Source organism: Conexibacter sp. W3-3-2 (genome assembly GCF_009707605.1).
GTDB classification, from domain to species: Bacteria; Actinomycetota; Thermoleophilia; order Solirubrobacterales; family Solirubrobacteraceae; genus Paraconexibacter; species Paraconexibacter algicola.
The window spans coordinates 2,673,768-2,696,840 of the sequence record NZ_WLYW01000001.1 but is presented as its reverse complement, the minus strand read 5'-3'; the positions used below and the strand labels follow the sequence as shown (position 1 = coordinate 2,696,840).

Annotated in this window: 13 protein-coding genes; 8 read left to right on the top strand and 5 right to left on the bottom strand. The window is 74.8% G+C overall.

Features of this window, described 5'->3' with window-relative positions; genetic code table 11:
- Nucleotides 1–30: 30 nt before the first annotated feature.
- A complete protein-coding gene (locus GKE82_RS30795; protein ID WP_154733594.1) occupies nucleotides 31–627 on the bottom strand; it encodes a TetR family transcriptional regulator in 597 nt (198 codons plus the stop codon).
- Nucleotides 628–1,042: 415 nt separating this feature from the next.
- On the opposite strand from GKE82_RS30795, the gene GKE82_RS13040 reads away from it, so the two are divergent.
- Nucleotides 1,043–2,446, top strand: coding sequence for a PD40 domain-containing protein (locus tag GKE82_RS13040; protein ID WP_196189209.1), 1,404 nt, complete (start codon nucleotides 1,043–1,045; stop codon nucleotides 2,444–2,446).
- Between the two features lie 42 nt (nucleotides 2,447–2,488).
- Here the strand turns inward: GKE82_RS13040 and GKE82_RS13035 are convergent, their stop codons facing one another.
- Nucleotides 2,489–3,361 carry a LysR family transcriptional regulator gene (locus GKE82_RS13035; protein WP_196189208.1) on the bottom strand — a complete coding sequence of 291 codons (873 nt, stop codon included), beginning with the start codon at nucleotides 3,359–3,361 and terminating at the stop codon, nucleotides 2,489–2,491.
- 71 nt (nucleotides 3,362–3,432) lie between these two features.
- Here GKE82_RS13035 and GKE82_RS13030 point away from each other — a divergent pair, with 71 nt between their 5' ends.
- A complete protein-coding gene (locus GKE82_RS13030) occupies nucleotides 3,433–4,776 on the top strand; it encodes an inositol-3-phosphate synthase (RefSeq protein ID WP_107567315.1) in 1,344 nt (447 codons plus the stop codon).
- Between the two features lie 74 nt (nucleotides 4,777–4,850).
- On the opposite strand, the gene GKE82_RS13025 is transcribed toward GKE82_RS13030, so the two are convergent.
- Together GKE82_RS13025 and GKE82_RS13020 are read right to left on the bottom strand one after the other, a co-directional pair.
- Nucleotides 4,851–6,497, bottom strand: a complete 1,647-nt coding sequence (locus GKE82_RS13025) for a hypothetical protein (protein ID WP_154733591.1) — start codon at nucleotides 6,495–6,497, stop codon at nucleotides 4,851–4,853.
- An 87-nt stretch (nucleotides 6,498–6,584) separates the two neighbouring features.
- A complete protein-coding gene (locus GKE82_RS13020) occupies nucleotides 6,585–7,190 on the bottom strand; it encodes a TetR/AcrR family transcriptional regulator (RefSeq protein ID WP_154733590.1) in 606 nt (201 codons plus the stop codon).
- Between the two features lie 123 nt (nucleotides 7,191–7,313).
- Between GKE82_RS13020 and GKE82_RS13015 the strand changes: the two genes are divergently transcribed.
- Nucleotides 7,314–7,739 carry a hypothetical protein gene (locus GKE82_RS13015; RefSeq protein ID WP_154733589.1) on the top strand — a complete coding sequence of 142 codons (426 nt, stop codon included), beginning with the start codon at nucleotides 7,314–7,316 and terminating at the stop codon, nucleotides 7,737–7,739.
- 112 nt (nucleotides 7,740–7,851) lie between these two features.
- Nucleotides 7,852–9,681, top strand: coding sequence for a hypothetical protein (locus GKE82_RS13010; protein ID WP_154733588.1), 1,830 nt, complete (start codon nucleotides 7,852–7,854; stop codon nucleotides 9,679–9,681).
- Between the two features lie 30 nt (nucleotides 9,682–9,711).
- Here the strand turns inward: GKE82_RS13010 and GKE82_RS13005 are convergent, their stop codons facing one another.
- A complete protein-coding gene (locus GKE82_RS13005; RefSeq protein WP_107567310.1) occupies nucleotides 9,712–10,245 on the bottom strand; it encodes a CAP domain-containing protein in 534 nt (177 codons plus the stop codon).
- Nucleotides 10,246–10,344: 99 nt separating this feature from the next.
- Here GKE82_RS13005 and GKE82_RS13000 point away from each other — a divergent pair, with 99 nt between their 5' ends.
- From GKE82_RS13000 to GKE82_RS27100, 4 genes are all read left to right on the top strand, one after another.
- Nucleotides 10,345–10,803, top strand: coding sequence for a VOC family protein (locus GKE82_RS13000; protein WP_309233580.1), 459 nt, complete (start codon nucleotides 10,345–10,347; stop codon nucleotides 10,801–10,803).
- Between the two features lie 314 nt (nucleotides 10,804–11,117).
- On the top strand, nucleotides 11,118–18,506 hold the full coding sequence (locus GKE82_RS12995; RefSeq protein WP_154733587.1) for a hypothetical protein: 7,389 nt from the start codon (nucleotides 11,118–11,120) through the stop codon (nucleotides 18,504–18,506).
- 135 nt (nucleotides 18,507–18,641) lie between these two features.
- On the top strand, nucleotides 18,642–20,636 hold the full coding sequence (locus GKE82_RS12990) for a hypothetical protein (RefSeq protein WP_154733586.1): 1,995 nt from the start codon (nucleotides 18,642–18,644) through the stop codon (nucleotides 20,634–20,636).
- Nucleotides 20,637–20,791: 155 nt separating this feature from the next.
- The gene (locus GKE82_RS27100) at nucleotides 20,792–23,050 is read left to right on the top strand and encodes a hypothetical protein (RefSeq protein WP_196189207.1); all 2,259 of its coding nucleotides are present in this window, start codon (nucleotides 20,792–20,794) and stop codon (nucleotides 23,048–23,050) included.
- The last annotated feature ends 23 nt before the right edge of the window (nucleotides 23,051–23,073 follow it).

The following is a 23,073-nucleotide window of genomic DNA, read 5'->3' as shown; positions in this document are numbered from 1 at the left end:
ATGGTGAAGAAGACCTGACGGGGTGTCAAGCTACGCGCGGCCGAAGAGTGCGCGCACCATCTCCTGGGTCGCGGCGATCGCCTCGTCCAGCGCGGGCGTACGGCCGTCCTCGAGCAGGGCGACCGTGAAGCCGTCGATCGACGCGAGCACGAGCGTCACCATCGCCGCGTCCGGCAGCGACGCGCGCCACCCTGCGGCGAGCATCGCCGAGAGCCGCGCGCGCACCATCTCGCGGTAGCGAGCACGCACCTTCCTCACCGGCTCGGCGAGCGCCGGATCGGTGATGGCGGCGGCGTACAAGCTCAGCCACGCGGCGTGCAGCCGGGGGTCGCCGACCACGTGGTCCCACATGGTCCCGAACCCGACCTCCACGACCTCCGCCGGATCGTCGAGCCCCGCGACCGCCGCCTCGACGTCCGCGAGCAGCCGGTCGCCGAGGTGGACGATCGCCGCCGCAAGCAATCCGGCCTTGCTCGTGAAGTAGTAGTGCAGGAGCGCCTTGTCGACGCCGGCCGTGTCTGCGACCCGCTGCATCGTGGTGCCCGCGTGGCCCCGGTCCGCGATCACCCCGAGCGCGGCGTCGAGGATCTGCTCGCGGGTGCGGCCGGGATTGCGCGGGGCGGGCACCGGCGGGATGCTAGGCCAGCGGGAAGGGTCTCACGGACCGGGGCCCCGACGGACGCGTCCTCGTGCAGCAGCAGCGCAACCTGCAGGTGCGGGGGCGCGCTCGGTGACGGGGTGGCCGAGGTCACGTGTTCCAGGTGCGGCAACACCGACGACCACGCCCGCAACCACGCGGCGTTCTGGGACGGGTCGGATGTCGTCGACGGTGACGGTGGTGCGGACATGCCGCAGCGGCGACGAGAGTGTCATGTCGTGGTCAAGGGGGTTCCCGACCGTCGGGCGACGGCGGGGTGGCGCGCCCCGGACAGGATCAGGGTCCCGTCTGGGGGTGTCCCCGATGTGGCGGCGGTGCGCGCCGCGCAAGCTCCATCCACCGCACCCATCCGGCGTGCGGATCCCACGGACAGGAGCAACCACCATGGCATTCCGGCATCGCGCCGCCCCGGCGGCAGTCGCGGCGCTGGCGCTGAGCGCGCTCGGCGCCCCCGCCGCCCACGCCGACTCGATCGCGTACATCAAGGACGCGGACGTCTGGCTCTCGACGGCGGACGGCAGCCGCCAGCACCGCGTCACGACGACCGGTGGCTACGCCGACGTGTCGCAGGCCGACGACGGCACGATGATCGCCCTGCACGGCGTGCGGCTGCGCCGCCTGGACCGCGAGGGCCGCGTCCTCGCGGACTTCGACACGCCCGTCAGCGACACGCGTCCCCCGGGCTCGAAGGTGTTCTGGGGCCCGTTCGATCCGGCGCTCTCCCCGGACGGCAGCAAGGTGGCCTACACCTGGTTCTACACGACACAGACGCAGAACCCGAACTGCTACCCGCCCGAGTGCACGGTCGCCGTCAACGAGGGCGGCACCGGCTACTCCCGCGCCGATCGCCAGACCTCCTGGGACGAGCCGGGCTTCCGCAAGCACAGTGGCTGGCGCAACCCGATCTGGGCCGATGACGCGACCACGGTCCTCACCGATCCCACCCACCTGCCGAACGCGGACGTCGTCGTCGACCAGCCCGGCAGTCGGACCGAGGCCGCGTTCCTCGTGCAGAACTGGTTCACCGACCAGCTCGGGGGCAACCCCGGCGTCGGGGCGGGCGATCTCACCCGCGCCAAGGACAAGCTCGCGCTCGTGACCGGCCAGGACGGAACCACCCTGACCGTCTACCGGGTGGGCCGCTTCCCGACGACGTTCAAGGACGGAGAGGCGCCCGCGGACTCACGCCCGGACGTCTGCTATCGCTACGGCGACGCGGTCGGTGGCCGCTTCCGGGGGCCGACGTTCTCCCCGGACGGCGCACGGCTCGCGTTCGCGGCGGGCGACGGCATCCACGTCGTCGACGTCCCGAGCTTCGCCGCAGGCTGCACCCAGACCGGTGCGTCGCTGTCGCGGCTGCTGATCCCGGGAGGCTCGGAGCCCGACTGGGGACCCGCCGACGTCCCGCTCCCGAGCCCGCCTGCGGGCGGGAACGGCGCAGCAGGCGGGACCGGTGGCGGCGCGGTCGGCGCCCCGGGCCCGGTGCCTGCGCCGTCGCGTCCGGCGGCCGTCGCCCTGCGGGTCGCCGGTACCGGTCTGCGGCAGGCGCTGCGGCGCGGGCTCGTGGTCCGCGTGACGCGCACGACCCCGGGGGCACGCGTCACGCTCCGGGCGCTCCAGGGACGGCGGACGGTGGCGATCGGGAGCGGCCGCGCGTCGGCCGCCGGTGCCCTGACGGTGCGGCTGCGGTTCACGCGGGCGGCCGCCCGTCGCCTCTCCCGCATGCGCCGCGTCCCGCTGACGGTCGCCGGCGCCGACGTCAGCACCACGGTCGTGCTGCGGCGCTGAGCGTCCCGGCCATGGACTGACGCCCGCGCCCCGGCCGGCCCCCTACGTGTCCGTCAGCCCGGCCAGCAGCGCCTGCGCCGCGGGGGTGGTCGCGTGCCCGGCCCGCTGGACCGCCGCGAGCGTGCGGCGGGCGAGCGCCTCGCCCGGGAGCGGCGTCAGCGGCTCCGGGCCGCGCTGCGCCTGCGCGACGGGCAGGACGCTCCAGCCGACGCCCAGGCGCACCATCGCGGCGAGCACCTCGGGCTGGCCGGACTCGGCGACGACGTCGAAGCGGGCGCCGGTGCGGCGCAGGGCCTCGGCCACGATCGCGCGCGTGCGCGAGTCCGGCGGGAACGTCACCCACGGACCCCAGGTGGCGGGTCGGCCGATCCGGGTGCCGGGCGGGGCGTAGACCGCCAGCGGCTCCTCCCGCAGCCGCGTCACCGCGAGACCGGTGTCGTCGTCGGGCACGACGCAGACGACGAGGTCGAGGCTGCCGCGGTGGAGCTGGTCGAGCAGGGCGGCGGACGGCGCGACGGTGAGGCGCAGGTCGACGTCCGGCCGGTCGGCCCGGAACGTGCGCAGCGCGGCGGGGAAGTGGTCGACCGCGGCCACGTCGATCATCCCGACGCGCAGCGGGCCGGCGTGCCCGGAGCGCCGCTGCGCGGTCCAGCGGGCGAGCTCCCCGGTCTCGGCGAGCACGCGCTCGGCGTAGCGGAGCACGACGTCGGCGTCCTCGGTGAGCGCGCGCCCGCGGCCGACGGGCCGGAAGATCCGCACGCCGACGCGGCGCTCGAGCTCGGCGAGGCCCTGCGAGAGCGCGGAGGGGGAGACCCCGACGGCGCGGGCCGCGCTGGCGAACGTCGGCTCGCGGGCCGCGGCGACGAGGTACTCGAGCTGCTGGACCGTGAGGTTGGGCAGGATCTGATCGTTCACCGCTCGGAGACCATACAACGGACTTTCTTCACGAACGTAACTGTCCGTGCGGAATGGCTTACGTTGGGCATATGCCTGACACGCCTGCTCCGACCGTCGCGCCCGCTGAGGGCAAGCTCGGGATCCTCAACGTCGGCCTCGGTGCCGTCACCACCACGCTGATCGCCGGCGTCGAGCTCGCCAAGCGCGGTCTCGGCGAGCCCGTCGGCTCGCTCACCCAGATGGGCACCATCCGCCTGGGCAAGCGCACCGACGACAACGTGCCGCTGATCAAGGACTTCGTCCCGCTCGCCGCCCTCGAGGACATCGTCTTCGGCGCCTGGGACCCCTACAAGGCCGACGCCTACGAGGCCGCCGTCAACGCCGGCGTCCTGGACCGCCACGAGCACCTCGCCCCGATCGAGGACGCGCTGCGCGCGATCAAGCCGATGCCCGCCGCCTTCGACGGCGCCTACGTCAAGCGCCTCGAGCCCGAGAACGTCATGGCGGACACCTCCAAGCGCGGCATGCTCGAGCAGATCCGCAAGGACATCCGCAGCTTCCGCGAGGAGCACGGCTGCGCCCGCCTGGTGATGATCTGGTCCGGCTCGACCGAGGTCTACATCGAGCCCGGTGCCGCCCACGCCAGCCTCGACGCCTTCGAGGCCGCCATCGACGCCGAGGATCCGTCGATCGCCCCGTCGATGCTCTACGCCTACGCGGCGCTGCTCGAGGGCGTCCCCTACGCCAACGGCGCGCCGAACCTCGCCGTCGACACGTCGGCGCTGCGCACGCTCGCCGAGCAGCAGGGCGTCGCGATCTCCGGCAAGGACTACAAGACGGGCCAGACCCTCCTGAAGACCGTGCTGGCGCCGATGCTCAAGGCCCGCATGCTCGGCCTCAACGGCTGGTACTCGACGAACATCCTCGGCAACCGGGACGGCGAGGTCCTCGACGACCCCGAGAACTTCAAGACCAAGGAGACGTCGAAGCTCGGCGTGCTCGAGGACGTCCTGGAGCCGGAGCGCTTCCCGCAGCTCTACGGCGACGTCTACCACAAGGTCCGCATCAACTACTACCCGCCGCGCGGTGACGCGAAGGAGGGCTGGGACAACATCGACCTCTTCGGGTGGCTCGGCTACCCGATGCAGATGAAGGTCGACTTCCTCTGCCGCGACTCGATCCTGGCGGCGCCGCTGGCGCTCGACCTCTGCCTGTTCATGGACCTCGCCCAGCGGGCCGGCATGGGCGGCATCCAGGAGTGGCTGAGCTTCTACTACAAGTCCCCGCAGGTGGCGCCCGGCCTGTACCCCGAGCACGACCTGTTCATCCAGCTGACCAAGCTGAAGAACACGCTGCGCTGGATGATGGGCGAAGAGGTCATCACGCACCTCGGCCAGGACTACGCCGAGGACGAGCTCGCCGGCATCTCGTAGGTCCCCACGGACCGCATCGGCAGGACCCGGAGGCCCCGCACGCGCGGGGCCTCCGCCGTTTCCGCCTGCTCGCCTCAGCGGCGCCGCGGCACCGTGAACCGCAGCACGAGCGGGGTGCGGTCCGCGTTGCCCGCGGCGTCGATCGCGCGGACGCGCAGCACGTGCCGGCCGGCACGCAGGCGCCGGAGGGTCAGCGGGCTCGTGCACGTCCGCACGCGGCCGCCGTCCAGGCGGCACTGGAAGCGGACGCCGCGCTCGCTGGCGCCGAAGCGGAACGTCGCGATCCCGCGGCGCAGGCGCGACCCGGGGCCACCGCGACGGAACGTCTCCGGGGCGGTCGTGTCGGCGGGCCCGGCCATCGTGCCGCCGCCCGGACCCGGCACCGTGCCCGTCCCGGGCGTCCCCGTCCCCGTCCCCGGCGCGGGGGTGGGCGACGGCTGGGGCGCGGGGGCGGGCGGCGGCGCCGGGCGCTCGTAGGCGCCGATGTCACGGATCGCGGTCCCGTCGCCGTTCCCGTCGACGACCCGCGGGTTCCCGTTCAGGTCCACGGTCGGCGACGCGGTCCCCGGCGTGCCCGCGTCGACGCCCGCGGATCCGGCGGCGAGCGAGAAGTCGAACCCCGCGGGGTCCGCGAACGTGGGGGCGCTCAGCACCATGTCGGTGGCCGACGTGCTGCCCGGGCCGGCCGCGCCGACGACGCCGGGCACGTGGCTGGCGCTCAGGGCGATCCGCGCCGGCCCGACGCCGGTGGCCGAGCGCTGCCCGGCGCCCGCGAACCCGGACACGATCGAGTTCGTCACCGTGACGGTCGCGCCACCGGTCGACTGGGCCGTCGCCCCCACCGGCGGGGTGGTCGCCCCGGGGGCGGACGATACGATCGTCGCGTGGTCGAGCGTCACGGACGACGCGGTCGCGCTCGGCGACGTGGCGGCGACGGGCGGGGTGTCCGCGGCCATCGTCAGCAGGAGGTTCGTCAGCGTCACCGTGGCGGGCCGGGCGAGCACCGCGGTCGAGCGCGCCCCGAGGACGACGACACGGGACGCGGTCACCGGTGAGCCGCTCTCGGCGCGGATCGCCGTGACCCGCGGCTGCGCGATCGTCAGCTGCGTCGCCGTCAGGCCGGTGGGGGTGGCCGATCCGACGTCCAGCGCGGTCGCGAGCGCGCCGCTGCCCGACGGGGCGATGCGGACGCGCTCGAGGCTGCTGATGCCCCCGTTGAACGTCAGGCCGTAGGAGCCCGTGCCGCCGGGCGACGGCGGGTTGCGCAGCTCGACCTCGACGTCCCGCAGGATCGTCCCGGCGTCGGCGTTGAGCGCGCTCCCGTTGTCGGTGGGGAAGCTCTCGCCGACGACGATCGAGAGGTCGCGCAGCAGCGTCGGTCCGCGGCCCGTGAGCGACACGACGAACACGTTGGCGCCCGAGCTGCTGGTCAGGAAGCTCGCGCCGGCGCCCTGCCCCACGACGGTCAGCGCGTCCGTGCCGGTCGGCGTGAACGTCGAGGTCGTCGAGAAGACCCCGGGGCCCAGGACGATCGTGTCGGCGGTCCCGTCGCTGCCGCTCGTGCTCATCGCGGTCTCGAGGCTGGCCTGGGCGACGGTCGTCCCGTCGTCCGGGCACGCGGCGCTGAAGGTCGGCACGCAGAACGTCGTCGCCGACGCCGACGCGGGCAGGAGGGCGAGCGCGGCGAGACACGCCGGCAGCAGGAGGCGCGGTGCGGTCATGGGTCCCCGGTGATCGTGTGGAGCGGGGTCGGACGACCCGCGCCGCGACATGGTGGCGCAGCGGGCGCCGGCGCGCCAGCGCGACCGTCAGCGCGCCGCGGCGCGCACCGACATCGCGGTGAGGTGCGCGACGAGCGTGCGTCGTTCCAGCCCGGTGCTGCCGCGCAGCCACGTGATCACCGCCTGCGTGATGCCGGTGACGAGCACGAGCGCGGTCACGCGGTCCTTGCGGCCGGGGCGGCGCAGGCCCAGCACGTGCCGCAGCACGAGATCGGCGAAGTCCTCGTAGGCCTGCTCACGCAGGGCCTCGAGGGCGGGGACGGCGACCGCCTCGACGTAGAGCCGGGCCGTCGCGGGGTCCTCGAGCGACGAGACGAGACGGTCGATCGCCACGCGCGTGCGCGCCACCGGGTCGGCCGGGATCCCGTCGAGCGCGGCCACGATGTCCGCGAGCAGCGTGCGGTGGAAATCGTCCAGCAGCGTCGTCAGCAGCGCCTCGCGCTCGCTGAACGCCTCGTAGAAGTAGCGCTTCGTCAGGCCGGCCTCGGTGCACACCGCGCCGACCGTCGTGCCGGCCACGCCGTCCCGTCCGACGACCACGAGGCCGGCGGCGAGGAGCTGCCGGCGGCGTAGCGCGGTGCGCTCGCTGGCGCTGACGCCGCGGTAGGGCCGGACGGGGGGGCACGCGGTCATCCTCGCAGCGCGCGCGGTCCGACGCCGCCACCGACTTGACACGGCGTCGTGTCAACTCGTACCGTCCGGGCACGCCGGACCTGACACGGTCCCGTCTCACTTCTGGTCCGGCGCCACACCACCATGGGTTGCTGCATCGCCATCGCACTCGTCCTGGGCGCCCTGCGCCCCGCGCTCGCCCGGCTCATGCCCGGGCGCTTCGCCACCGCCGAGCTGCTCGCGCCGCCCGCCCGCCGGCCGGTGCCGGGCACCGACCCGGTCGTCGCGTCCGAGCGGCCGGCCGTCGCGCCACGACCCAAGGCCGCCGCGCCCCGTCGGGCGCGCCGACTCCGCCGCCCGACGCTGCCGTCGGCGCTCATCGCCGCCGGGATCGCCTGGCTGCTCGTCACCGAGCTCCTCGCGCACGTGCTCCACGTCGTCGAGCACTCGCAGCTCCTGCACGCGCCCGGTCCCGTGCTCGTCGTCGCGGGCCTCGCGCTCCTGGTCCGCGACGCCTACGCCCCGGCGCCGCGCCGCCCCGTCCCCGACACCCTCAGGCCCCTCGCATGACCGATCTGCTCGTCCGTCCCCAGCCCGTGACCCAGGACCGGCCGGGGGACCGTGCCGTCACCGCGCTGATCCCCCGCCGGCGGGCGCGCTCGGACCCGTCAGCGCCGCCCGGATGCGCCGGGCGCTCGCGGTCTACGCCGCCGTCTGGGTCCTCGGCGTCCTGCCCGCGGTCCTCGGGGCGTCCGCGGCGCTGCAGGCGCTGGGGCTCGGCATCGTCGCCCCGGGCGGCGGGCTGTGGGCCCAGGGCTCGCCGATCCTCGGTCTCGTCGCGACCCTCGCGTTCGTCTCGTCGCTGTCGATCTGGTGGGCGGCCGGCCCCGTCGTGCTGCCCCCGATCGTCCTCGCGCTCACCGCCGGGCTCGCCGCCTGGCGCGCCGACGACGCCGCTCCCGGCACCGGCGCGGTGATCGCCGTCGCGCTGGCCGTCCCCGCGCTCGCCCTGCTCGCGCGGCTCGTCGTCGAGGTCCGCCACCGCCGCCAGCTCGCCCGCCGCCGCGTGGCCAACGATCGCCTCGCGCACGAGCGCTTCACCGTCACCGGTCCGCCGACCGTCGAGGCGCACCTGCCCGTCGTCGAGCACTCCGAGGACGACCTCGCGCACCTGCGCTACAGCCTCGACCTCGCCCTGCAGCCGCTCGACCGCTTCGACGGCTTCACGCACATCGACCAGTTCCGCGAGGCGGCGCTGCGGTACCAGCTCACCGCGCTGTCCAACAGCCTCGCGATGGCCCAGCTGACCCGCACGCCCGCGTTCGGCGGCTACCTCGCCGAGGGCCAGCGCAACGCGATCGAGAAGATGCTGGACCGGCGCGTCTGGGGCTACTGGGCGATCGAGAACGCGTGGGGGAACCTGTCGCTCAACCGCGATCCGCTCGACACCCACGAGAACATCATGCTCTCGGGCTGGCACGGGATCATGGTCGGGGCCTACGCAACGCTGAACGACGACCGCTACAGCCGGCCCGGCGCCCTGACCTTCCGCTGGTCGCAGGACGAGGCCTACGCCTACGACTTCGGCGGGCTCGCCGACCAGATCCGCCGCAACGTCGACGCCTCGCCCTACGCGCTCTTCGCCTGCGAGCCGAACTGGATCTACCCGGTCTGCAACTCCTTCGGGATGAACACGCTGCTCAGCCACGACCGGCTGCACGGCACCGACCACTTCGCCGCCACCGAGCCCCGCCTGCGTGCCGCCTACGAGTCGGACTTCCTGCGCCCGGACGGCCGCATGATCGGCGTGCGCTCCGCGCACCTCGGCCTGTCCTGGAACTTCTGGACCGGAGCGGCGCTGCAGCTCGGCACCTCGTTCTGGCTCAACCCGACCCTCCCGGAGATCGCCCACCGGACCTGGTGGCTGCTGCGCGAGAACACGCTGACGCTGCGCGACGGCGTCCTGCACACGCCGCGCGCCGTGTCCGACCGCCTGGACCCCGGGAACTACAAGCTCGGCTCCGAGACCTTCGGCCACGTCGCCACCACGCTCGCCGCGCGCGAGCTCGGCGACGAGGACGTCGCCCGCGCCGCCGAGACGGCGCTCGCCGCCGGCACCCCCACCGCCGACCACCACGGCGCCCGCCGCTACGACGGTGCCTCGCCGCTGGCCAACTGCTACGCGAACCTGGCCCGGTTCGGGCGGCGCAGCGGCCTGCGCGACCTCATCGCCCACGGCGTGCCCGAGACCTGGACGACCGGTCCCCGCCTCGCCGAGGCCGCCTACCCGGAGGTGCAGGTCGCCCGCGCCGTCACCGACGGCCACGCGCTCGACCTCGTCCTGCGGCCCGGTGCCGGACCCGTCCGCACGACGCTGCGGCTGGAGCAGCTCGTGCCCGGCCGGCAGTACACCGTCCGCGGTGGCCTCGTGGACGAGCTCACCGCCGCCGCCGACGGCAGCGCGCTGCTCGAGGTCGAGCTCGACGGGCGTCGCGAGGTCCGGATCGCCTGAGCCGGACCCGGTCGCCCGGCCGCGGCGCGCTCAGCCGCGCGGCGCGGTCGCGAAGACCTGCACCCAGTAGTGCCGCAGCCGGCCGCCGCGCGCGTAGCCGGTGCCGATCCGCGCGTACGAGGACCGCAGGATGTTCGCCCGGTGGCCGCTGCTGCGCATCCACGCGCGGCATGCCGCCGCCCCGGTCGCGTAGCCGCCGCCGATGTTCTCCCCGACACCGGAGAACACGCCCGTCAGGCGCTCCACCCGCTCCGAGGGACCACGGCCCTCCGGGTCGGTGTGGTCGAAGAACCCCTGACGGCGCATGTTCTCCGCGTGATCGCGCGCGGCCCGCGCGAGCGACGGGTTGACCCGCAGCGGCGCGAGGCCGCGCTTCTCGCGCTCGCGGTTCACGCACGTGCGGATCGCCCGCTCGTTCGCGGCGCGGGAGCTCGCCGTGGCGCTCGCCGTCGGTGCCGCGGTCGCGGCCGGCGCGGTGAGCTCGGCGGGCGGGGCGCCGGTCGCGGACGCCGTGAGCGCGAGGACGGCGACGGTGGTGGGAACGGCGACGGCCTGCTTGAGCATCGGTGCCTCCTTCGGGGACCGCGACCGTAGCAGCGACCCCCGGGCCGGACCGCCGGTTCGGCCGGGCCGTCAGCGGGATCTCGCCGCTAGCCTGCGGGCGTGCGCTACGTCCACACGAACCTGGTCGCGCGGGACTGGCGCGCCCTCGCGGACTTCTACGTCTCCGTCTTCGGCTGCGAGCTGCTGCTCCCCGAGCGGGACCTGCGCGGCGCGTGGCTCGAGGACTCGGCGGGACTGGCGGCGGGCGCGCGCCTGCGCGGGGCGCACCTGCGGCTCCCCGGGCCGCCCGAGGCCGACCCGCAGACCTGGCCGACGCTCGAGCTCTTCCAGTACGACGACCCCGTGGAGCAGACCGACCCGGTCGCCGACCGGCTCGGGTTCGGCCACCTGGCGTTCCGCGTCGAGGACGTGCCCGGCACGCTCGCCGCGCTGCTGCGGGCGGGAGGCGGCGAGCTGGGCCGCGTCGCCCACACCACGATCCCCGGGGTGGGGGAGCTCACCGTCGTCTACGCCCGCGACCCCGAGGGCAACATCCTCGAGCTCCAGACCTGGTCCTGAGCCCCGGCGAGGGGCGCGCGGGCGCCGAGGAACGGTCCGCAGATAGCGCTTCAACGCGCCAGCTTTTGTGTGAAAACCGCTATTTCATGCGCAATCCCTCAGAAAGACGCGGGCGTTCATCAAAAGCACCGGAAAACCGGGTGTAGCACCGGCAAACGGTCTCTTGACCTGCGACAAGACGGTGCACTACCGTGCGCCACGTCCGGGCCGACCCCTGCGGGTGGGCCTGGCTGTCCATAGGGGTCGGCCGTGCCGGGAGCGCGGTCGGAACGCCATCAGGGGAAGAGGTTCCAATGCTCGGGTCCACTCGCGGCGTGCGCGCCGCGCTGGTCGCATCCGTCGCCGTCGCCGCGCCGCTCGCCGCTGCGCCCGCGGCCAACGCCGGCCTGCTCGGCGGGCTGCTCGGCCCGGTCGTCACCACGACGAACCAGACCGTCAACCAGACCACGACCGCCACCTCCGGCCTGGTCTCCCAGACCCTCGGGGCCACCACGACCCTCGTCAACGGCGTCGTCTGCCCGACCGTCAGCTCGCTCAGCCAGCAGCTCGCGACCGTCCCCGGGCTCGGCAACGGCCTCGGCGCCATCGGCTCCGGGCTCACCTCTCTGACCTGCGCCTCCTCGCTGCTGCACTACGAGGTCGTCACGCGCTACAAGCGCCCCAACGGCACGATCCTCACCCGCTCGACCCCCGCGCTGATCGGCGTCCCCGCCGCCCTGAACGTCGACGACGAGGCGCTCGCCGACCTCAACGCGACGCTCACCCTCACCTCCCTGAACACGATCGGCCTCAAGGTCAACCGCGACCTGCTCAAGTCGGCCGCGAACCTCCCGGTGTCCGTCGAGGTCGTCGTCTCCGACACCTCCACCCGCATCCTCGGCCGCCGCAACCTCTCCTTCGGCTACGACGCCACCGCCGACCAGGCGCCCGGCGGCTTCACGCTCGAGACCCCGCTCGACACGATCACCCGCCCGGGCGGCGACTTCCGCGTCACCCTCAGCCAGACGCTGCGGCGCAACCGCATCAAGCTCATCGCCGGGCTCTTCGACGGCACCTCGAGCGCCCGCGTCAACCCCACCGAGGTCTCGATCGACTACGGCGCCTCGCCCGACACCGCCACCATCGTCGCGCGCGCCGGCTCCGACCTCGCCGCGACCCTGACGACCAACCGCCCCGGCCCCACCACCGTGGCCGGCCGCGTCGTCGACGGCACCACCACCGACGCGTTCGACGCGCAGATCACGAACCTCCCCGGCACGCTCAGCATCGCCGCCAGCACCGCCGGCGGCACCCGCGCCACCTACTCGGCCTCGGCGCGCGTCGCCACCATCGACGCGACCCTGCAGCGCACCGAGAACGGCGTCCTGCGCCAGAAGACGAAGCTCAACCTCGCCGACGTGCCGACCGGGCTCACCGCGACGGTCGCGGGCGACGACGTCCAGGTCGCCACCACCGGCGGCCCGCTCGGCCTCGCGAAGCTCGGGCAGGCCAACGGCGAGCCGAAGTTCCTCCCCGACACCGAGCCCGCCTACGTCTACAGCGACGACGACGGCACGCTGCGCTCCGTCAGCGCGAAGATCCCCGGCCTGCAGTCCGCGACCGCCCGCCTGAGCGGCACGCCGACCGTGTCCGCGAAGCTCGCGTCCACGCCGCTGCTCGCCCGCATCGTCGACACCCGCCAGCGCATCGACGCCCGCGTCAAGAACGTGCCCGCCTGGTTCGACGCCAGCCTCGACCTCGACAACGGCCGCCTCACCTACGACGGCCACGGCACCGGGATCGGCCGGATCGAGCTCGACGCCGTCTCCACGACCCCGTTCTTCGGCCGCGCCACGAAGCTCAAGGGCACGCTCGTCGACCTCCCGTCGAGCCTCGACGCGCGCATCGAGACCGCGAACGGCAAGGGCGGCATCACGCTCGACCGTGCGCTCGGCCGCGCCGAGATCATCGCCTCCAACGGCCCCGAGACCCTCCCGGCCGGCGGCGGCCAGGGCGCCATCTACCGCGACCTGCCCGGCGGCGAGTACCTCGTCTCCGCCCGCGTCGACGGGATCCGCAAGGTCGCCTTCGACACCACCGGGGCGCCCCGCCTCTCCGCCGTCACGGCGGGCGGCCCGTTCTCGGTCGCCCTGCGCACCGACGCGCTGGACGTCGCGGGCGACATCCGCGACCTGCCCGCCGACGTCGACCTCGGGTTCGACCTCGACGGTGGCCGCCTGACCTTCGAGGGCAAGGCCGCCGACGGCAGCCCCCGCGGCATCGGGCAGCTCGACCTGACGGCCGCCGACCCGCGGCCCGGCAGCGCGCTCATCGCCCGCGCCACCCGGATCCAGGGGCGCGTCAAGGACATCCCCGCCTCCCTGGACCTGCGGTTCGACACCGACGGGGACGACCTGTCCGTCGACGCCTCCAACGCGATCGGCTCGATCGAGCTCGTCGCCGCGAACCGCGCGATCGACTTCCGCTCCGGCGGCGACCTGCCCGCCGACGACCGCCAGGGCGCGACCCTGGTCGACCGCACGGGCGGCACCTTCGCCGTCGGCGCCCGCATCCTCGGCCTGAAGTCCGTCAGCGCCGCGCTCGGCCAGGACCTCGTGCGGCTGAAGACGCACACGCGCGGCGGCCCGTTCGACCTCTCGGTCGACACCGACGACCTCACCGGCACCGCCCAGGTCCGCGACCTGCCGGCGAAGCTCGACACGACCCTCGACCTGCCGAACGGCAAGGTCACCGTGGTCGGTCGCGACGCCGACGACTCGCCCGCGACGATCGAGCGCCTCGACGTCGCCCTCGCGGCCCGCCAGGCCCTCCTCGGCCGGGCGAGGTACCTCGACGCCACCGTCAAGCGGATCCCCGCCGACCTCGTGCTCGACATCGCGCAGGACGGCGAGGGCGCCCGCCTCGAGGCCAACGAGCCGATCGGCTCCGCCGAGGTGATCGTCTCCGCGACACCGCCCGACCGCGCCGCCGACCTCCCGGCCGGTGACGAGCAGGGCGCCAAGGTCGTCGACACCGCCACCGAGTTCACGATCGCCGCCCGCATCCGCGAGTTCGAGAAGGTCGCGGCCCGCGTCGCCGGGGACGTCGTGCGCGTCGGCACCAAGACGGAGGGCGGCCCGTTCTCGGTCCGCTTCCGCACCGACGAGCTGAACGCCACCGGCCGCATCGAGGACCTCCCGAAGGAGCTCGACGCGACCCTCGACCTGCCCGCCGGCAAGCTCACCGTCGACGGCCACGGCGAGGGCATCGACCGGGTCCTGCTCGACGCGGTCTCCACCCGGCCGCTGCTCGGCCGCGCGACCGCGGTCCGCGCCCGCGTCGAGGGCCTCGCGCCGCTGACCGTCGTCGACCTCGCGCAGGCCGGCAACGGCGCCCGCGTCGAGGCCAACGAGCCGATCGGCCTCGTCGAGGTCGCCGCCGCCGACACGGTCGCCGGCCTCGCCGACGCCCTCCCGGCCGACGACGACCAGGGCGCCGTCCTGCTCGACACGCCCGCCCGCTACGCGGTCGGCGCTCGCGTCCGCGGCCTGAAGAAGGTCGTGGCGCTCCTCGACGACACCGTCACGCTCGTGACCCGCACCGCGAGCGGCCCGTTCACGATCAAGGCCCGCACCGCGGACCTCGACGCGGACGCCCGCATCGCCGACCTGCCGTCCGCGCTCGACGCCACGCTCGACCTCGACGGCGGCGCGCTGCAGTTCGACAACAGCGACGTCATCGACGAGATCACCCTCAAGGCGATCGCCCGCACCGGCACGCTGCTCGGGCGCGCCACCCGCGTCGAGGGCACGATCCGCAAGCTCGCCAAGCGGGCCTCGATCACGATCGACCCCGCCGCCCCGTCGGCGACGGTCGACGCGGACTCCCCGATCGAGGAGGTGTCGATCCTCGCGACCGACCTCCCCGAGGACCAGGCCGCCCCGGCGATCGCCGACGGCGAGCAGGGCGCGATCTACCAGGACAAGGCCGGCCAGCCGTTCGTGCTCGCCGCCCGCCTCCTCGACCTCCGCCGCATCGGGCTGCAGCTCGACGGCCAGGACGTCGACATCGACGCGCGGCTGCGCAGCACGCCGTTCTCGATCGACGCCACCACCGACGACCTGACGGCCACGGCGCGCATCGACAAGCTGCCCGCCCGCACCTCGCTCGGGTTCGACCTGCAGAACGCGCGGTTCACCTACGCGGGCCGCAACGACGACGACGAGCCCGTCGGCGTGGACGAGATCTCCTTCTCGGCCCGCTCCGACCAGCCGATCTTCGACCGGGCGCGCAAGCTCCAGGGTCGCCTCACCGACGTCCCGTCCGACCTCACCGTCGGCCTCGACTCCGCCGGCAACGGCGCCACGGTCGCGATCCCGGACGGCCAGGCGCTCGGCGACCTCGAGCTGCACGTCGCCGACGACGTGGACGCGCCGTTCCCGCTCACCGAGCAGGGCGTCCGCTACCACGACACCGCCGACGAGTACGGCATCGCGGTCAAGGTCGCCGGGCTGAAGAAGCTCGCGGTCGGCCTCGACACCGGCAGCGGCATCGGCCTGCAGATCGACCGCACCGCCGGCAGCCGCTTCGTCGCCGACGTCGACGTCGACGGCCTGCTCACCGCGGTCGCCGACATCGCCGACCTGCCCGCCTCGGCGGAGCTCGCCGTCGACCTCGACGGCTCCAGCGACAACCCGAACGCCCTGACGTTCAAGGGCCGGGACGAGAACGGCGACCCGGTCGGCATCCAGCGCCTGACGCTGTCCGCCGAGTCCGACGAGCCGATCCTCGGCGGCGGCCGCTACATCCAGGGCGACATCGAGCGCCTGCCGTCCGACGTGGCCCTGTCGTTCTCGCAGGCCAACGGGCGCGCGACCGTCAAGGCGATCGACCCGAACGACCCGGACGCCGACGGCACCCCGGTCGGCAAGATCGAGCTCGCCGCCTCCGACGAGGCCGGCCAGTTCACCTACCCGACCTCGGAGGGCCAGCCGGCCCAGGGCGCGGTCCTGCGCTCCAAGCCGGGCGAGCCGTTCCGCGTCGGCATCCGCGTGCTCGAGCTCCGCGAGCTCAGCGTGCAGTTCGACGAGGCGATCAGCCTGAAGTCCAAGACCGCCGGCGGCCCGTTCGTCGCCGACGTCTCGACCGAGGCGTTCGCGGCCCAGGCGAAGATCCTCGACCTGCCGCAGGAGCTGACGCTCGACCTCGACCTGCAGGCCGGGGAGGTCCGGTACACGGGCTCCGCCCCGATCGGGCAGATCTTCGCCGACATCGACGGGCGCGAGCCGCTCTTCCTCGGTGCCACCGGCATCGAGGTCGACCTGCGCGACGTCCCGCAGGCGTTCACGCTCGGTCTCGGGACGGCCAACGAGGCGGACCCGGAGGCGACCGACCTCTCGGGCATCAAGCTGACGGCCGACCAGCCGATCGGCTCCGTGAACATCCGTGCGCGCAGCCGCAACCGCTCCTACCCGGTGCTGCCCGCGGGCACCGCCGGGGCGATCATCGACGCCACCCTCACCGACGAGGAGAAGGCCGAGGACCCGACCCAGGAGCAGCTCGCGCTCGCCCTGCGCGTCTTCCAGCTCAAGCGCCTCGAGGTCAACCTCGCGCCGCTCGTGCTGAAGACCGAGATGCAGGCCGGCCGCGTGTTCACGGTCGACGCCAAGCTCCCGCAGACCGCGGAGGACGGCACGCCGCGCCGTGACCTCGAGGTCGCCGGCACGATCGACCGGCTGCCCGCCGTCGTCGAGCTCGGCCTCGGGGACAACCTCGAGGGCGACACCGTCAACGGGTCGAAGCTCATGCTCAAGGGCAGCGAGCCGATCGACCTCGTCAAGCTCTCCACCCGCGGCCTCGAGCTGCTGGAGGGCGCCGACGCCGTCGAGGCGGAGATCGAGAACCTGCCGGTCGACGTCGACGTGACGCTGCCCGACCAGGGCGACCTCGCCCGGGTCACCGCGCGGGACGCGCAGGGCCAGCTCACCCCGATCGGCCAGCTGCGGCTCGCCGCGGGCAGCGGCACGGCGAACCTGCCGGCCGACGACTACGACGCGGCCGCGGGCGGCGCGGGCACGCTCAACGACCTCCTGAAGTTCAGCCAGACCTCCGGCTTCGACATCCGCACGCGGCTGTCCGGCGTCCGGTCGATCACGCTGGACCTCGACCCGGTCAAGCTGCGCGGCCTCACCAACGGCGGCAAGAAGCTCGACATCGACGCCGAGGTGCCGCTCGAGGAGGGCGGCGCGCCGGTCAGTGTCAAGGCGCTCGTCGACAGCCTCCCGTCGGACCTGACGCTCGAGCTCGGGGACAACCCGGGCGCCAACGGGCCGAACGGCACGCGGCTGCAGGTCCTCGGCAACGCCCGCATCGGCCTCGTGACGCTCGACACCAGCGGCCTGGAGCTGCTGCCCGGGGCGTCCGTGGTCCAGGCGGCGCTGCACGACCTGCCGCTGAGCACGACGATCACGATCCCCGAGGAGGGCTCGCTCGCGACGATCGCCGGGCTCAACGGGGCCGGGCAGCCGGACCCGATCGGGCAGATCCGCCTGGCCGCCCACGGGGGCTCCGGCACGCTGCCGCAGTTCATCGACCCGGCGTCGCCGATCCCCGGCACGGTCACGCAGGCCACGGCCAGCAACGACCTGCTGAAGTTCGCGACCGATCCGGCGAACTTCGGGATCGCCCTGCGGCTCACGGGGGCGAAGGTCATCGACGTCAACCTCGAGCCGGTCGCGCTGCAGCTGCAGCAGGACCCGGCGAAGGCGCGGCCGATCACGATCGACGCGGCGATCCCCGCGGGGACCACCGTGTCCGACGTGGACGGCCTGATCAACCGCCCGGGGGCCTCGACGAAGCTGTTCGTGAACCTCTCCAACGACCCGTCGGTGCCGTCGTCGATCAACTTCGACAACTCGCAGAAGCTCGCGCGCCTGGAGCTGTTCGCGACCAACCTCGGGTCGATCCCGTCGGCGAAGCTCGCGTTCGACAACGTCGCGCCGAAGCTCACCGCGTGCCTCGACCCGGGCAACGGGTGCCGCCGGCCGAACCCCAACGTCCCGGGGAACACGACCTCGGGGCCGCGCGGGTGCTCGGGCGGCAACATCTTCAACCCGTGCAGCGGCCCGCCGCAGGACAAGATCGGCAACCGCTACAACGCCAACGGCAACGGCCGGCCGTACAAGGCCTCGGCGTCGCTGAACTTCGACGACCAGGGGTCGCTCGGCACTGGCACGGCGGCGACGGACTTCACGACCTTCCGCGCGAAGCTGAAGCTCACGCCGACCGACCCGGAGATCAAGTTCGGTGACCCGGACACGAACGCGGGCGGCCTGACGTTCAAGACGTTCAGCCTGGACCTCGGGACCGGGCCGGCGAACACGACGATCAGCTCGTTCGGGCAGAACCTGCCGCTGCTCTACATGTTCTTCGACTCGCGCAACGCGGGCGGGGTGGCGCAGCCGTTCGTGATGGACGGGATCTCCTACCCGCCGCTGGTGAACTCGTTCAACGTCGGCACGCAGGCGTCGAAGGCGACCGCCTCGGCCCGCTTCGTGTGGGCGCGCGGCGACGGCTCGATCGTGACGGCGCCCGCCTCGACCTCCACGGGCTCGCTGGCCTGCGGCGGACGGCGCGAGCTGCTGATCTCGACGGGTCTGGGCAACATCAACGTGCTGAACGTGTTCGGGCTGAACTTCGCGCTGCTGCCGGTCTGCAGCAGCTGAGTCCGGTCCCGGGCCCCGCCCGCCCGCGACGGCCCCGGAGCGCCTCGGCGCCCCGGGGCCGTCGTGCGTCGCGAGCCCGATCTGCGACCGATCCGAGATCGACGGCCGGGGCGCCGTGGCGTACCCTGCGCGCCCATGGGGACGCGCGCACGGACGATCGCCACGCTCATCGCGACGGGACTCGGGCTGGTCGCCGCGGCGCCCCTGGCGCAGGCTGCCGCGCCACCGAACGACCAGTATCTGAACGCGGAGTCGATCGCGGCGGGGGGCGGTGCCTTCTCCGGGACGCTCACCGACGCGAGCGACTCGCCGGAGGGTGTCGTGCTCGGTGGACGGGACGTCTGGTACCGGTGGATCGCTCCCGCGGGTGCGGGCGTGACCTCGGTGGAGCTGTGCGGGCCGATCACCGGCACGGAGCGCCCGCTGCTGAACGTCTACGACGAGAACGCCACGCCGCGCGGGTTCGCCGCGTCGGCGACGAACGCCTGCCCGGGGGCGCGTCCGTCCACCGTGAAGACCTGGCGCGCGGTCCCCGGCCGCGAGTACACGATCGTGGTCGAGGACGGGCAGATCTCGACGGCGCCCGGCGGCTTCAGCGGCGAGCTCTACCGCGGGGGCGCGACCACGGCCGACATCCTCCCCGGCGTCGGCGGCCTCGTCGCGCCGCGGGTCGCGGCCCGGGTCGCGCTGGCCCGCGGCACCGATCTCGCGGGCAGCTGCAGCGTCGACGGCGGGGCTCCACAGCCGTGCCTGCAGGCCCGGTCCCTGGCCGCGCTGTCCGAGGGCGCCCACACGGTCAGCGCCACGTCGACCGCCGAGGGCCTCAGCGACCCCTCGCCCTTCGTGCTGCCGTTCCTCGTCGACCGCACCCCGCCGCAGACCGCGACCCCGGGCGTGAACGCCACCGATCCCGCCACGCCGCTGCTGAGCCTCGCGGCCGACGAGGACGCGAGCTTCCGCTGCGGGATCGGCAGCCTGACCCCGTCGACGTGCGCGGCGACCGGCGCGTTCGTCGCCAACCTCTGCGCGCGGACGCGCACGCTGACCGTGCAGGCGGTCGACCGGGCCCTGAACGTCGACCCGTCCCCGGCGACCGCGCAGCTCCCTGCCTCCAGCAGACCGTGCGGCACGCCGCGCCTGGCGCTGCGCGACGTCCAGGGGATCGGCATCCCGACCTGGAGCGTCGACACCAACGGGCTGGTCGGCGAGACCTGGCTGGAGTACGGCACCACCCCCGCGCTGGGGACGGTCACGGCCAGGCGGATCGTCGGCCGCGACTACGACGACGCGCTGTACGCCTTCGCCTCCGACGGTGCCTTCGCCTACGCGCCCAACGGCGCCGCCATCTACTACCGCGCCGTGCTGCGGACCGAGGACGGGGACGTGCTCTCGACGCCGGTCGCCTCGTTCACGCGGCCGACGCCGCCGCTCGCGCCGGCCCTCACGCTGGGAGCGCCCACGGTCACCGCCACGACGATCGAGGTGCCCTACACCCTGACCTCGAACCCGAGCGCGCAGATCCCCGAGATCGACCTGCGGCTCCTCGACGACGCCGAGGTTCGCACGATCGACCGCCACGGCCTGCCCGACGCGGCCGGACCGCTGACGGGCACCCTGCGGGTCGACGGCGCCCGGCCCGACACCGTCTACCGGCTGGGCGTCTCGGCGTCCGACAGCGAGTTCTCGGCGCCGTTCACCGTCCGCACCGCCGCCGTGCCGACGCCGGGCGGCGGAACCACGCCGGGTGGCGGCACGACGCCGGGCGGCGGCACCACGCCGGGCGGCGGGACGGCCCCGCTCGTGCGCTCGCCGCTCGGCCGGGTCACGACGCCCAAGGCGGTGCTGAGGACCCTCCGCGCGAAGCGGTGGCGGGCGACCGTGCGCTGCACCGCGACCTGCTCGGTGCGGCTGCGCCTGACGGCCGGCCGCACGGTCGTCGCGACCGGCAGCGGCCGCCGCACCGGGGCCGGCACGGTCCGGGTGACGCTGCGACCCACCAAGGCGGGCACGCGCCGGCTGAAGGCCGTCCGGCGCGGGCGCGCGCTGAAGCTGCGGCTCTCCGCCGCGGCGGTCGACGCGCGCGGGGCCACCATCGGCACCACGACGACGAAGGCGCTCACCTTCCGCTGAGCCGGACGCCGGTCCGCGCGAGCGCCCGCGCGCCCACCAGGGTGGCGTGGCGCCTGCGCGCCACGTAGCATTCAACGCACGCCGGGGGACCAAGCGCCCGGCGTGCGGTCCGGGCGCAGGGTCCGGGACGCGATCACGGTCAGTAGGGGGACACCATGATTCGCCAGCTCTCGGCGGCGCTGCTCGCGCTCGTCGCGTTCCCGACGGTCGGGCACGCCGCCACCGGCCCGCTCGTGCCCGCGGCCCCGCTCGTCCCATCGGTCACCGACCTCGACGGGCGCACCGCGCTCCTGGCGGGCAGCGACCGCCTCGTCGCCGTCGCCCGCGGTCCGCGCTCCACCGCCGACGACGTGTTCCCGGGTGTCGTCGATCTCTACGACCGCCCGGCGGCGGGCTGGCCGGCCACGCTCGCCGAGCGCCGACCCGACACCACGCTCACGATCCCGGACAGCGCCGGCGGGTCGGCCCAGAGCCCGAACGCGATCGCCGCCCGGGACGGCGTCGTGGCGGTGACCGCCGGCCGTGACGTCCTGGTCTGGCAGCGCGGCGCCGCCGGCTGGAGCGGGCCTGTGACGCTCGCGCGCCCCGCCAACGCGGACGTGCTCGCGTTCGCCGGGTCCGCGCTCGTCGCCGGGCCCGGGGTCGCGCCCGGGCGCTCGCGGCGCGGCGGGCCCGTGACCGTCTGGGAGCCCGGCCCGACGGGCTTCGGCGAGGGCCAGCCGGCGACGACGGTCCTCCCCGACCGACCCGTGAGCACGCTGCCGCCGACGGGCGCGGTCGGCGCCCGCGGCGCGCTGATCGTGCTCACGGCGGGGAACCTCGGCACGGTCATCGTCTACGAGCGCCCCGCGACCGGCTGGGCCGCGCTCGATCCGACGGCCCCGGCCGCGACCGCCACCGTCGGCGGGCTGGTCGGCGACCCCGTCGTCGCGGACGAGGCGATCGTCGTCCCGTCGATCGACCGGCGCGCCCCCGGCGTGGACGTCGACGCGTACGTCCTGCCCCGCCCGGCCGGCGGCTGGGCCGGGGAGCTGGCGGTCACCCGCACGGTGAGCGCCGCGCGCACCGACGGGCTGACCCCCGGCGTCCAGTCGGCGGCCGCCACCGACGGTCGCCGCGTGCTCGTCGCCCGCCAGTTCAGCGGCGACGACGGGCCGGTCCGGCGACCGGTCGCCGTCGACCGCCAGGACCCGGGCTGGTTCCTCGAGCCGCTGACCGTCGGGCTCGCCGCCCTGCCCCCGAACATCGCGGCCGGGCTCGCGCAGGTCGACGACCGGACGATCGCGACGATCGACGAGCCCCCCTTCGAGATCGGCCGCGTCCTCACCGCCCGGCTGCTCGTGTCGCTGGAGCCCGAGCTGCGCCTGACCCCGGCCGCTCCCGACGGGGGCGAGGGCTGGTACCGCACGCCCCCGACCGCCGCCGTCGCCACGAGCCCGGCGCCCGCCGGTGCGCGGGTGCGCTGCGCGATCGACGCGCCCGTGCCCTCGCCGAGTGCGGCGACCCTCCCCGACGGCTGCTCGCTGTCCCCGTCCGGGACGCTCGCCGACGGGGTCCGCGTCGTCGAGGTCGCCGCGCAGGACGCGCTCGGCCAGGCCTCGGGCGTCCTGCGCCGCACCGTGCGCGTCGACGCGACCGCGCCGGCCGTCGCCTGCCCCGCCGGGACGCCGGAGTTCGCCGTCGGCAGCGCCGGGATCGTCCGCGGCACCGCGGGCGACACCGGGTCCGGGATCGCCGAGAGCGCCGTGGAGGCGCCCGCCGACACCCGCGGCCCGGGCGAGCGGACCGTCGTCCTGACCGCTCGGGACGTCGCGGGCAACGCCACGTCGGTGACCTGCGGCTACCGCGTCACCACCGTGCGGGGCGCCTCCACCGCCTGCACGACCCCGCCGCGCGTCCTGCTCGGCGTCACCCGGCCGACGCGCCGCACCGTCCGCTACACGATCGCCGCCGGCACGAGCCTCGGCGGGCTGCCCGCCGCGGTCCACCGCGGCCTCGAGCGCCTCGGCAGCACGACCCTGGACGCCGCCGGGAACGCGACCGTCACGATCGCGCGGCCCGGCGCCGGGCTGCGGGGAGCGGACCGCGCCCGCGTCAGCGGGCAGCGCTCCGACGCGGTGCCGCCGACCGCGCCGCTGCGGCTCACCGGCGCGACGGTCCAGGGGACCGAGATCGTCGTGCAGGGCTCGATCGGTCGCGCACTGGCCCGGCGGGCCCGCACCGTGCGGCTGCGCGTGCGCACCCCGGGATGTGGCGGTGTGCTGCTGCGCAGCACCGGGCGCGCGGCCGCCGACGGCACCGTGACGTTGCGCGCGCCGCTGCCCGTCACCGGCTCGGCCGTCGAGGTCCGGCTGTCCGCCCGCAATGCCGCCGGGCGCGTCGTCGCGTCGCTGCCCCGGGTCGTCACGCGATGAGGGGTCGCCGGTTCCCGGCGATC

Coding starts and splice junctions, on each gene's coding strand:
- GKE82_RS13005 (WP_107567310.1), bottom strand. CDS start 10,245: ATGCTCAAGCAGGCCGTCGCCGTTCCCACCACCGTCGCCGTCCTCGCG.
- GKE82_RS13020 (WP_154733590.1), bottom strand. CDS start 7,190: ATGACCGCGTGCCCCCCCGTCCGGCCCTACCGCGGCGTCAGCGCCAGC.
- GKE82_RS13010 (WP_154733588.1), top strand. CDS start 7,852: ATGCGCCGGGCGCTCGCGGTCTACGCCGCCGTCTGGGTCCTCGGCGTC.
- GKE82_RS27100 (WP_196189207.1), top strand. CDS start 20,792: ATGATTCGCCAGCTCTCGGCGGCGCTGCTCGCGCTCGTCGCGTTCCCG.
- GKE82_RS13030 (WP_107567315.1), top strand. CDS start 3,433: ATGCCTGACACGCCTGCTCCGACCGTCGCGCCCGCTGAGGGCAAGCTC.
- GKE82_RS13015 (WP_154733589.1), top strand. CDS start 7,314: ATGGGTTGCTGCATCGCCATCGCACTCGTCCTGGGCGCCCTGCGCCCC.
- GKE82_RS12990 (WP_154733586.1), top strand. CDS start 18,642: ATGGGGACGCGCGCACGGACGATCGCCACGCTCATCGCGACGGGACTC.
- GKE82_RS13040 (WP_196189209.1), top strand. CDS start 1,043: ATGGCATTCCGGCATCGCGCCGCCCCGGCGGCAGTCGCGGCGCTGGCG.
- GKE82_RS13025 (WP_154733591.1), bottom strand. CDS start 6,497: ATGACCGCACCGCGCCTCCTGCTGCCGGCGTGTCTCGCCGCGCTCGCC.